The following is an 11,982-nucleotide window of genomic DNA, read 5'->3' on the forward strand; positions in this document are numbered from 1 at the left end:
TCCCTCGCTGTCCACGCGCCGGCCGACTGCTTCGACCGGGAGTCGGGTGCGAATCTTACTGAGTGAAGAAGCCCTGGACGTCCACGACGAGATCGGTGTCGAAGGACTGCGAGTAGAACGACACCGAGCCGTTGGCGCCCACCGGCACCATGACGAGATTCGGCTCGTCCCGCCCGCGCACCACGTTGAGGTTCGACACCGTCGGCACCGGGCCGCCGACGACCGTCGGGAAGACGCGGATGTTCGTCGTCCCCCGCGGCGAGGCCGCCGTCACGTTGAGCACCACCGCGGTGGCCCCCGACGGGACGCCGCCCACGCCGGTGACCTTGAGCTGCGAGGTCACCCCCGCCCGCAGCGTCGACGAGAGGCCGACCCCGGACCGCGTGTCCGCGATGCGCGACGGGTCGACCGGGGTGAACCCCTGCCTCCCGGTCGGGCTGTAGTAGCCGGCCAGGTCGGCGATCAGCCACAGGTCGTGGCTCTGCGTGTAGAACCGCACCTTCCCGCCGTCGCCGACGAGGACGGTCACCAGGTTGGGCTGGTCCCGGCCGCCGGTGAGGTTGAGGTTCGAGACCGCGGGCGGCTCCTGCGGCTCGGACGCCGCCGGTCGCGGGTACACACGCACGTTGGTCATGCCGCCGGGCGCGACGCCCGTGACGTTGAGCACGACCGCCGTCGCGTCGGCAGGGACACCGTTCACCCCGGCGACCTGGAGGTCGACGTAGTGGTCGTACCGGAGGCGGCCGGTCGGCACGCCGCCCGTCCCGTCCATGAGGTTCATGACGCGCACGGGGCTCACGGGTGTGTAGGCCGTCCCGCCGCCCTCGCTGTAGTAGCCCGCGATGTCGGCGACGAGGTCGGCCGTCGCGCCCTGGATCGCGAACCGGACGGACCCCTCCGCGCCGAGCTTGACCGTGACGAGGTTCGGCTGGTCGGCCCACTGGGCGAGGTTGAGGTTCGACACCGTCGGCACCGCGTCGCCCGACGCCGGGGTGGGGAACACCCGGACGTTCCCCAGCCCGCTCGGCGACACCGCGGTCACGTTGAGCACGACGGCCGTGGCCGTGTCGGGCACCTCCCAGCCGCCGAGCTGCAGGTCGATCGGCTCCCCGGGGACCACCCGCCCGGGCTCGACGCCCGTGCCGTCGCGGGTGTCGAGGACGCGCACCGGCTCGAGCGGCGTGAACCGGTCGCCGCTCGCGCCGACCGTGAAGTACGTCCGGTAGGCCTCGTCCTGCACGGCACCGTCGGCGTCCGTGAGCCCGGCGACCCGCAGCTGGTAGTGCCGACCGACCACGAGGTCGGCCGACGGAGTGATCCGGATGGTGTCGGTCGCCGGGTCCACCGTGCGGGTCGCCGCGACCGCGGAGCCCGTGGTGCCGTCGACGAGCCGGACGGTCGACGTCGTGGCGGCACCGGCCGGCAGCTGACGTCCCGAGACCACCGTCAGCGTCGGTCGGACGGGCACGCCGCTGCGCTGCGTCTGCGGTCCGTCGACGATCCACTCCGCACCTCCGGGCGGCTCGGCGAGGTAGCGGTTGCGAAGCACGTTGATCGTGCCGCCGGCGCTCGCGACGAGGACGTCGCCCCGCCCGTCACCGGACAGGTCACCGACGGCCAGCCCCCGTGCGCCGGTGTCGGAGGCCGTCCCGATCTGCGAGACGTTGGTCCGTGCGCCGAACGTCCCTGGCCCGGTGCGGCGGACCCAGGTGACGGAAGAACCCCTGCCGGAGAGGATGTCCGGCAACCCGTCCGCGTCGACGTCGAGGACCGCCGCGTTGCGCGACACGTACCCGGTGAACGTCGAGGTGGCGGCACCCAGGGTGTGGTCCGCCCCCTGGGCGTGGAACGTCACGGAGTTGCTCGTCCCGTCGACCCCGATCGCCAGGACGTCACCGTCACCGTCGCCGTCCACGTCCGCGACGTCGACGAACGCCGGCGCCTCACGCGTGGGGACGAGGCTCGACGCGCCGAACGTCCCGGCCGGTGCCTGCGGGACGACCTCGATCGACGCGGCACCTGCGGGACCGGCACCGACCAGGTCGGGGCGACCGTCGCCTGTGACGTCGCCGACCGCGAGCCGCACGACCGGCCCGGCCAGCAGCGTGACGGGGACGAGCGCGCTCCCGTCGTGCCGCAGGAGCACCGTGGACGCGGCGGTGGTGAGCACGAGGTCGTCGTCGCCGTCACCGTCGACGTCGGTGGCGCGCACGGCGGTGGCGACGTCGGCGGACAGCAGCGTGGCCGCGCCGAGGGTCCCGGCGCTCCAGGGCCACGCGCGGACGCCCGACGGGGTCGCGGCGACGACCTCGTCGCCGCCGCCCGGGAGCACGTCGGCCAGCACGAGCGTGTTGTCGACGAGCGCCTCCGGGACGACGACCTCGGCGCGGAGGGTCGTCGGCACGCCTGTGACGACCGAGAGGACACCCGTGCTCCCGTCCGTCGACGCGACGACGCCGTCGAGAGCGCCCCCCGGCACCAGGTCCCCGACGGCCACCTGCGACGAGGTCGCCGAGACGTCGTCCCGGACCAGCTCGGGGTTCAGACCGAGCTCGGTCCCGGCCCGCACGTCGAGCCGGTAGGACCCCCCGGTCGCCGCCGCCACGCCCCGGACCCTCAGGTACACCGTCCCCGCGGCCGCGACGGGGACCGTGGTGCTTTTCGTGCCGCCGTACTGGCCCGTGCGCGCGGTGCCCAGCCGGCGGTACGACGCATCGACGACGTCGACCTCGACGTCCGCGTTCGTGCTCGCCGTCAGGGTGATCTCGCGCCACCCGGCGCCGCTCACGGGCACGGACCACCAGTCCGCGTCGCCGTCCACGTCGATCACGCCGTTCCAGTTCCCGGCCGGCTCGGTCGTGGGGAGCGGGTGGGCGCGCGCCGGGACGTCGTCGTCGGAGTCCCCCTCGGCGCCCGTCGCCCGGTCCAGCGGCACGCCCCGGGTCTGGCCGAAGGCGGCCGACACGTCGAGGACGCCGGCACCGAGGTACGGGTCGCGCCCACGGGACCCGGCGTCGCGCGCGGACGCCACGAGCGCGTCCGCGACCTGCGCGGCGGTCCAGCCGGGCTTGGCCTGGCGCAGCATCGCGGCGGCCCCGGCGACCAGCGGCGACGCCATCGACGTCCCGGTCCCCACGACGAACTGGGCGTCCCCCAGCGACGACGGCCCGACGATGTCGACCCCCGGCGCCGCGAGCGAGACGGTGTCGCCCCAGCTCGAGAACCCGGCGCGCGTGCCCCAGTCGTCCGTCGCGGCGACCGACAGCACACCGGGGACCTGCGCGGCGTACGCGGCGGGGTACAGCGGCGCCTCGGTGCCCTGGTTGCCGGCCGCCGCCACGACGACGACCTTCTTGCCGACGGCGTACTGCAGCGCGGCGAGGATCGCGGGTGCCGGTTCCGGCCCGGTGAGCGACAGGTTGATCACCGTGGCGCCCTTGTCGACCGCCCAGGTGATGCCCGCGGCGAGGTCGGAGTCGTTGCCGAACCCCTCGTCGTCGAGCACCCTGACCGGGAGGATCTTCGCGTCCCAGGCCGCACCCGCCACGCCGAACCCGTCGTTGCCGCGTGCAGCCGCGATCCCGGCCACGAGCGTGCCGTGGCCCTGCTGGTCGCTCGCGTCGGTGTCGTCGTCGACGAAGTCGTACCCGCTCGCGGTCAGGACGCGGCCGCCGGCGAAGTCCTGGTGGGTCGAGCGCACGCCCGTGTCGAGCACGGCCACCGTGGCACCCGCACCCCGCGTCACGTCCCACGCGCGCGGGAACCGCGTGAGGTCGAGGTAGGGCCACGTCGAGGACTGCACCAGCGTGTCGTCCGGCCACACCGCCGCGGACCGGACGTGGTCCACCTGGACGTCGGCCACCCGCGGGTCGTCGGCGAGGTCGGCCGCGACCTGCTCAGGGTCCTGGTCCCCCACCGCGACGGCCACGAAGCCGGTCGCGCCGACCGTGTCGTGCTCGGTCACGCCCGCGGCCGAGAGTGCCGAGCGCTCCTGCGCGTCGGCCACCCCGTCCACGAACCGGACGAGCACCTGGTCAGGCTCGGGCGCTGCGTTGCCGGTCTCGGGCACGCGGGGGATCTCCGTCCGCGCCGACGGCTCCGAACCGGTCGGGTCCTCCCCGCGCGGGACCGCGCCCGCTGCGGTCGGGACCAGCGACGTCGCCAGGAGGAACGCCGCGAGCGTCCCCCCGAGAACCGTCCTCGCGCGTCGTGCGCGCCTTGTCGTCGACCGCACCGACTTCACGCGTGAGCTCCCTCTGGTCCGCTGATCCACGCGGAGGGTATCGGCACGAACAGGGCCTGACAGGAGGGTTGCGGCAAACCCGCCGGTCCCGATCTCTCGGCACGTCCCCGGGCGTCCGCGGAGCCTGGCCCGCGGGACGCCCGGGTGCGGTGCTACGGCGTGAAGTAGCCCTGGACGTCCACGATGATCTCGGTGTCGAACGACTGCGAGTAGAAGGACACCTCACCGTCCTCGCCCACGGGGACGATCACGAGGTTCGGCTCGTCGATCCCGAGGTTCACGTTGAGGTTGGACACCAGCGGGACCGCGCCCCCGGCGGCCGCGGGGAAGACGCGGATGTTCGTCGTGCCGCGCGGCTGCGACGCCGTCACGTTGAGCACGACGGCGGTGGCGTCCGCCGGCACGCCACCGACGCCGGTGACCTCGAGGTCGGCGGTGACACCCGCCCGCACCGTCGAGGCGAAGCCGAGACCGGAGCGCGTGTCGCCGATCCGGGCCGGGTCGACCGCGGTGAAGAGCTGGCCGCCGGTCGGGCTGTAGTAGCCCGCGAGGTCGGCGACGAGGAACGTGTCGTACGCGTAGTTGTAGAACCGCACCATGCCCTCGGCGCCGATCTGCACCGTCACCAGGTTCGGCTGGTCCTCGCCGTTGCCCACCGGGTTCAGGTTCGAGATCTCCGGCGGCTCCTGCGACGCCCCGTCCGCCGGGCGCGGGTACACGCGGATGTTGGTCGGCCCGAAGGGAGCCACCGCGGTGACGTTCAGCACGACCGCCGTCGCGTCGGCGGGCACGCCGTTCCTCCCCCGGACCAGCAGGTCCACGTGGTCCCTGAGCCCGAGTCGACCGGCATCGACGCCGCCCGTCCCGTCGCGCAGGTCCATGGCCCGCACCGGGCTGACCGGCGTGTACGCGGTGGCTCCGGTGGGGCTGTAGTACCCGGCGAGATCGACCGCGAGGTCGGCCGTCGCGCGCTCGATCGCGAACCGCACCGCACCACCTGCACCGAGCTTGACCGTCACCAGGTTCGGCTGGTCGGTCCACTCCCGGACGTTGAGGTTGGACACCACCGGCACGGCGTCGCCGGAGACCGGCGTGGGGAAGACCCGGATGTTGCCGAGGTCGCTCGGGCGCACGGCGGTGACGTTGAGGACGACGGCCGTGGCGTCGGCGGGGACAGACGTCCCCCCGAGCACCAGGTCGATGGGGGCCGACGGCTCGAGGCGCTCGGCGTGGCCGCCGGTGCCGTCACGCGTGTCGAGCACCCGCACCGGACTGAGCGAGGTGAACCGGTCCCCGCCGGCCGCGGGCGCTGCCCCGGCCGTGGACGGGACCAGCGCGATCGCCAGCGCGACCACCGCCACGACCCCTCCGAGTGCCGCCCTGGAGCGTCCTGCCCGCCATGCCGTCGTCATCATGCCCTGTCTCCCTCGGTCGTCGTTCCACGCGGAGGGTAGCGCTGGGACGAGCCGCACGGAGCACATTGCGCGGGACTCACCCGTCCGGTGCGGCACACTAGGTGCCCATGCGCGGAATCATCCTGGCCGGCGGCTCCGGCACGCGGCTGCACCCGATCACTCTCGGCGTCAGCAAGCAGCTCGTCCCCGTCTACGACAAGCCGATGATCTACTACCCGCTGTCGACGCTGATCCTGGCGGGGATCAAGGACGTGCTGGTCATCACGACGCCGCACGACGCGGAGCAGTTCGAGCGGCTCCTCGGCGACGGCTCGCAGTTCGGCATCTCGATCACCTACACGGTGCAGGCCGAGCCGAACGGCCTCGCGCAGGCGTTCGTGCTGGGCGCCGACTTCGTGGGCACCGACTCGGCGGCACTCGTCCTCGGCGACAACATCTTCTACGGCCCGGGACTCGGCTCCCGGCTCCAGCGGTTCGAGAACATCGACGGAGGAGCCGTCTTCGCCTACCGCGTCGCGGACCCGACGAGCTACGGCGTGGTCGAGTTCGACGACTCGGGCAAGGCGCTGTCGCTCGAGGAGAAGCCGACGAAGCCGCGCTCGAGCTTCGCCGTCCCCGGCCTGTACTTCTACGACAACGACGTCGTGGAGATCGCCCGTGACCTGCAGCCGTCGGCGCGCGGGGAGTACGAGATCACCGACGTCAACCGGGTCTACCTCGAGCAGGGTCGGCTGCAGGTCGAGGTCCTCCCCCGCGGCACGGCCTGGCTGGACACCGGCACGTTCGACTCGCTGCTCGAGGCCTCGGACTACGTGCGCACCATCGAGCACCGGCAGGGCCTCAAGGTCGGCTCGCCGGAGGAGGTCGCCTGGCGCCGAGGATTCCTCACCGACGACGAGCTGCGCACCCGCGCCGAGTCGCTGGTCAAGTCGGGGTACGGAACGTACCTGCTCGGTCTGCTGGAGGAGGGGCAATGAGCGCCGCGAGCGCCCTCGAGGACCCGCAGTCGCAACCGCGGCCACCGTGGCGCGCGCGGCTGCGCGGCCTGACCGGCCGGGAGCTCGACCCCCGCAACAACAGCTTGAACCTCATCCGGCTGGTGCTGGCGTCGACCGTGCTGTTCGCGCACGCCTACTACATCGCCGGCATGGGTGTCGGGCCCCACATCGACGGTGAGAACCTCGGCGGCTGGGCGGTGTTCGGGTTCTTCACCATCAGCGGCTACCTCATCACCGCGAGCCGCCTGGGCAACAACCTCGGTACCTATCTCGTGCACCGCATCGCCCGCATCATGCCCGCGTTCTGGGTCTGCCTGATCGTCACCGCCGGCGTCTTCGCGCCCATCGGGTACTGGGCGGCGCACCGGACCTTCGACGGCTTCCTCACCACGCCGACCGCGCCGGCCAGCTACGTCTTCGCCAACTTCTTCCTGAAGATCGGCGCCTACGACGTCGCCGGGACGCCCGCGAACGTCCCGTACCCGGGTGCGTGGGACGGCTCGCTGTGGAGCCTGTACTACGAGTTCCTCTGCTACCTGGTCATCGCCGGCCTGCTCAGCCTCGCCTGGTTCCGGCGCTCGGCCTGGCCGCTGGCCGCCGCGTTCCTCCTCTCGGTCGCCGTGTGGGCGAAGATCGAGGTCGTCCTGCCGTACCTCGGCGGCAACCCGGACGTGCTGCTCCTGTCCAAGCTGCTCCCGCTGTTCCTCGGCGGGGCGCTCGTGCAGGTGCTCCGCTCGCGGCTCCCGCTGCACTGGGTGGGGGCGCTCGCCGCCGCCGCGCTCTCGGGTGTGGCCATCGCGGTCCTCGACGGCTGGGGGGCGCAGCTGACGGCACCGCTGATCACCTACCTGCTCCTCTGGATCGCGTCGGTGGTCCCGGCCCCGCGCCTGATCCAGAAGCACGACATCTCCTACGGCGTGTACATCTACGCGTTCCCGGTGCAGCAGCTGCTCGCCATCGGCGCCGTGTACGTGCACGGCCTGTGGGTCTTCAACATCGCCGCGCTGCTCGGCACGATCCCGCTGGCGATCGCGAGCTGGCTCCTGGTGGAGCGCCCGATCATGCGGCGTGCGCGCCGGACCACGAAGGCCGCGTCCACGCCACCCCCGACGCCGGCCCCCGAGCCGACGCCCGAACCGGAGGACGGCGTACCCGCGGGCCGCACGACCTCCCCCACCCCGGTCGGCGCCTGAGCACGCGATAGGCTCGACGCCACCTCCACCACCTCACGTACGGGACACCATGACGCGCGCTCTCATCACCGGCATCACCGGCCAGGACGGCCTCTACCTCGCGGAGCTCCTCCTGTCGAAGGGGTACGAGGTCTACGGCCTCATCCGGGGTCAGAACAACCCGAAGTACGAGCTGGTCGAGCGCACCGTCCCGGGCGTGCACCTGGTGACGGGTGACCTCACCGACCTGTCGAGCCTGCTGCGGGCGCTGGCTGTCTCCCAGCCCGACGAGGTGTACAACCTGGGCGCGATCTCGTTCGTGGCGTACTCCTGGGAGAACGCGCACCTGACGTCGGACGTGACCGGCAAGGGCGTGCTGAACATCCTCGAGGCGATCCGTCTGCACGCGGGCGAGAACGCCGACAAGGTGCGCTTCTACCAGGCCTCCAGCTCGGAGATGTTCGGCAAGGTGCAGGAGGTCCCGCAGCGGGAGTCGACGCTGCTGTGGCCCCGCTCGCCGTACGGCGTGGCCAAGGTGTTCGGCCACTACATGACGATCAACTACCGCGAGTCGTACGGCATGCACGCCTCGTCGGGCATCCTGTTCAACCACGAGTCGCCGCGCCGCGGGCCGGAGTTCGTGACCCGCAAGGTCAGCCAGGCGGTCGCGCGCATCTCGCTGGGCCTGCAGGACGGCATCACGATGGGCAACCTCGACGCCAAGCGCGACTGGGGCTTCGCCGGCGACTACGTCGAGGCCATGTGGCGGATGCTGCAGCAGGACGAGGCCGACGACTACGTGGTCGCGACAGGCGAGACGCACTCGATCCGGGAGCTGCTCGACATCGCGTTCCGCCGCGTCGGCATCGACGACTGGGCAGGCCTGGTCCACCAGGACGCCCGGTTCATGCGCCCCGCCGAGGTCGACCTGCTCATCGGCGACCCGGCCAAGGCGCACGACGTCCTCGGCTGGAAGCCCCAGGTCGGCTTCACCGAGCTCATCGAGATGATGGTCGACAACGACCTGCAGGAGCAGCGCGCGCTCGCCGGGAAGTGACCGCGTGAGCGTCGCGCTCGTCACCGGCATCACCGGGCAGGACGGGAGCTACCTGGTCGACCGGCTGCTCGGGGACGGCGTCGAGGTGCACGGCATGGTGCGCGCCGGCGACCCGTCGACCAGCGCCCTGCAGGCGGCGCACCCGGAGGTGCACCTGCACGAGGCCGACCTCGCCGACGGCCCCGCGCTGCACGGGCTGGTCCGGGACGTCGCGCCCGACCACCTGTACAACCTCGCCGGCATCAGCTCGGTCGCCACGTCGTGGCAGGAGCCGGCGCTCACGGCCCTGCTCAGCGGCGTCGCGGTCGCCGAGCTGCTGGCCGCCGCCCTGGAGGTCCAGGAGGCGACGGGCAGACCGGTCGCGGTGGTGCAGGCCTCCAGCGCCGAGATCTTCGGCGAGCCCGACCGCGTCCCCCAGGACGAGGCCACGGCCGTCCGTCCGACCAACCCGTACGGCGCCGCGAAGGCGTACGCCCACCAGATGTCGGGCATCTACCGTTCACGCGGGCTGGCGGTGTCCAGCTGCATCCTGTTCAACCACGAGTCGCCGCGTCGACCACCGGCCTTCGTCACGCGCAAGATCACGCAGGCCGCGGCCCGCATCGGTCGGGAACGCACCGGGGAGATCACGCTGGGCAACCTCGACGCCCGGCGGGACTGGGGCTGGGCGCCCGACTACGTCGACGCGATGGTCCGGGCCGCGCACCATCCCGGGGGCGGGGACTTCGTCGTCGCGACCGGCGAGACCCACTCGGTGGCCGAGTTCGCGGCCGCGGCACTCGCCCGGGTCGGGATCGACGACTGGGAGCGCTGGGTCCGCACCGACCTCGCGTTCGTCCGTCCGACGGACACCGCACAGCTGGTCGGTGACCCGACCCGGGCGCGCGAGGTGCTGGGCTGGGCGCCCACCCGCTCGTTCACCGAGGTCGTGCACGCCATGGTCGACCACGACGTCCAGCTGCTCGGCTGACCCCCGCACGACAGAGCCCCGGCGTCCACCTGCGACCGCCGGGGCGCTGTCAGTGGGTCAGATGCTCACGCCGGGCTGGGTGTCGATCCAGGAGGCGAGCCGGGCGACGCCGGCCTCGAGGCCGAGCTCGGGAGTCCAGCCGATCGCGTCGCGGGCATGGGAGACGTCGGCCCACGCGTGCCGCACGTCGCCCTGGCGGAACTGCCCGGTGACGTGCGGAGCCGGGGCGCCGTAGTGGGCCGCGATGAGCTCGGCGGCACGGGCGATGGTCTGCTGCTCCCCCGAGCCGATGTCGATCGGGGCGGTACCGGGCGCGTCGGCCAGCGCCGCGGCGACCACGGCCCGCGCGACGTCGTCGATGAGCACGAAGTCGCGGCGGACCTCGCCGTCCTCGTACAGCGGGATCGAGCGGCCGGCCTTCGCCAGCCGGCAGAACAGCGACATGATCCCCGTGTACGGGTTGATGAGGGACTGCCCCGGGCCGTAGACGTTCTGCAGCCGCAGCGTCACCGGCTCGACCCCGACGGACTGTGCCCAGGAGGCCAGGACGTGCTCCTGCGCGAGCTTGGTGGCGCCGTAGACGCTCACGGGCGCCGGGGAGACCACGTCGGCCGCCATGGCGACGGGCTCGGCTCCCGGGAAGTCCCACTGACCCGCCTCGAGGATCGCGCTGGTGCGCTGCCCCGGGTAGAACAACGAGCCGTCGGGGCGGCGCCAGGCACCCTCGCCGTACACGGCGCGGCTGCTGGTCAGGACGACGCGGGCGGGCAGCGCCTCGTGGCGCAGCAGCGCGTCGAGCATCTGGGTGGTGCCCACGACGTTGACCATCGCGTGCCGCGAGGCCTCGGCCAGCGACTGCCCGGTGCCCGTCTCGGCGGCCAGGTGCACGACGACGTCCGGGCGGACCTCGGCCAGAACGGCGTCCCAGGTGCCCGGGTCGGTGACGTCGCCGACGCGCAGGTCGACGCGGGCGTCCAGGTCGGCGGGGCGGGCGGCGCTCGGGTGGATCTGCGGGTGCAGGTTGTCCACCGCGACCACGTGCTCGAACGCGTCGGCCAGGGCCGGGGCGATCGCCGTCCCGATGAAGCCGGCACCCCCGCTGACGAGAACCGTGCCCCGTCGCGTCGAACCGGACTCGGACGTCGAGGACATGCTCACTGCTCTCCTAGGGTTTGTCGGCCCACCGATCTTTCCACGGGGGGCCGGGCGGGTCACTCGGGTGCGGTGCCCGGCCGGAGCGCGTGGCGCAGCAGGGTGCCGACGGCACCGGGCCGCTTCGACGCCACGGCCTGCGGGACCAGCGTCAGGGCGTGCAGCCGCGAGGTCAGGTGGGTGCGGGCGGCGCGCTCCGCCCGGCGCCAGCCCAGCTCGGCGACCTGGTCGCCGGCCTGCCGGAAGTAGTCGCGCTCGCCGCGGAAACGGCTGCCGTCGAGGGCCTTGGCCGAGGAGGCGCTCGCCGTGTGCCGACGGTAGGAGAAGCACAGCGTCGGCTCGAGCAGCATCTGACCGCCCGCGCACACCACGTCGATGACGAGCGCGAGGTCCTGGATGATCGGCATGCCGTCGCGGAACGGGGTGGAGACGAGGATCTCCCGCCGGAACGCCAGCGACGGCCAGTAGAGCCAGTCCGCGCGCAGGAGGCTGGCGGCCAGGTCCTCCCCGGACAGCACGCGCGGTCGCTTCGTGCGCGGCATCATGAGCCTCTGCTTGACGGTGTCCGCGAGCGTCGAGACGACCGTCCCGGACTCGTCGATGACCTGCACGCCCGGCTGGATGATGTCGACCGTGGGAAACGCCGCCGCCGCCGCGAGCACGACGTCGACGTAGTTCGGCAGGAGCACGTCGTCGCAGCCGAGCAGGACGACGACGTCCTGGGTGGCCAGGGAGACGCAGGTCCGGTAGTTCTCGGTGATCCCCTGGTTGCGCTCGTTGCGCACGTAGGTCACGCGCGGGTCGTCGAGCTCGGCGAACCAGGCGGCGACGGACGCGTCGGGGTATGCGTCGTCGACCACCGTCAGCAGCCAGTCGTCGTTGCGCTGCGCCAGGACGCTGCGCACGGTCTCGCGCAGCAGCGCGGGCTCGCCCCAGAACGGGACGAGGATGTCGAGAGGCATGCGGACGGGCCTT

At 72.8% G+C, this 11,982-nt stretch carries 8 protein-coding genes; 4 read left to right on the plus strand and 4 right to left on the minus strand.

The genetic code is table 11. From position 1 onward, the window contains the following. Window positions 1–55: 55 nt before the first annotated feature. Together ASF78_RS04780 and ASF78_RS04785 are read right to left on the minus strand one after the other, a co-directional pair. The gene (locus ASF78_RS04780) at window positions 56–4,243 is read right to left on the minus strand and encodes a S8 family serine peptidase (protein ID WP_056585314.1); all 4,188 of its coding nucleotides are present in this window, start codon (window positions 4,241–4,243) and stop codon (window positions 56–58) included. 152 nt (window positions 4,244–4,395) lie between these two features. Continuing rightward, window positions 4,396–5,658 (minus strand): hypothetical protein, encoded by a 1,263-nt coding sequence (locus ASF78_RS04785; protein WP_156374038.1) that lies wholly within the window; start codon window positions 5,656–5,658, stop codon window positions 4,396–4,398. Between the two features lie 107 nt (window positions 5,659–5,765). On the opposite strand from ASF78_RS04785, the gene rfbA reads away from it, so the two are divergent. The 4 genes from rfbA to ASF78_RS04805 are packed head-to-tail and all read left to right on the plus strand — an operon-like array spanning window position 5,766 to window position 9,855. After that, window positions 5,766–6,635 carry a glucose-1-phosphate thymidylyltransferase RfbA gene (gene rfbA / locus ASF78_RS04790; protein WP_056585317.1) on the plus strand — a complete coding sequence of 290 codons (870 nt, stop codon included), beginning with the start codon at window positions 5,766–5,768 and terminating at the stop codon, window positions 6,633–6,635. Beyond that, window positions 6,632–7,849, plus strand: coding sequence for an acyltransferase (locus tag ASF78_RS04795; protein ID WP_056585320.1), 1,218 nt, complete (start codon window positions 6,632–6,634; stop codon window positions 7,847–7,849). The genes rfbA and ASF78_RS04795 overlap by 4 nt, the downstream gene beginning before the upstream one ends. Window positions 7,850–7,898: 49 nt before the next feature. After that, window positions 7,899–8,885, plus strand: a complete 987-nt coding sequence (locus tag ASF78_RS04800) for a GDP-mannose 4,6-dehydratase (RefSeq protein WP_056585322.1) — start codon at window positions 7,899–7,901, stop codon at window positions 8,883–8,885. 4 nt (window positions 8,886–8,889) lie between these two features. After that, window positions 8,890–9,855 carry a GDP-mannose 4,6-dehydratase gene (locus ASF78_RS04805; RefSeq protein ID WP_056585325.1) on the plus strand — a complete coding sequence of 322 codons (966 nt, stop codon included), beginning with the start codon at window positions 8,890–8,892 and terminating at the stop codon, window positions 9,853–9,855. 57 nt (window positions 9,856–9,912) lie between these two features. On the opposite strand, the gene ASF78_RS04810 is transcribed toward ASF78_RS04805, so the two are convergent. Further along, window positions 9,913–11,007 (minus strand): NAD(P)-dependent oxidoreductase, encoded by a 1,095-nt coding sequence (locus tag ASF78_RS04810; RefSeq protein ID WP_056585327.1) that lies wholly within the window; start codon window positions 11,005–11,007, stop codon window positions 9,913–9,915. Between the two features lie 59 nt (window positions 11,008–11,066). Next, window positions 11,067–11,969 carry a glycosyltransferase gene (locus ASF78_RS04815; protein ID WP_056585328.1) on the minus strand — a complete coding sequence of 301 codons (903 nt, stop codon included), beginning with the start codon at window positions 11,967–11,969 and terminating at the stop codon, window positions 11,067–11,069. Between the last annotated feature and the right edge of the window lie 13 nt (window positions 11,970–11,982).

This window comes from Cellulomonas sp. Leaf334 (genome assembly GCF_001424195.1).
GTDB lineage: Bacteria > Actinomycetota > Actinomycetes > Actinomycetales > Cellulomonadaceae > Cellulomonas.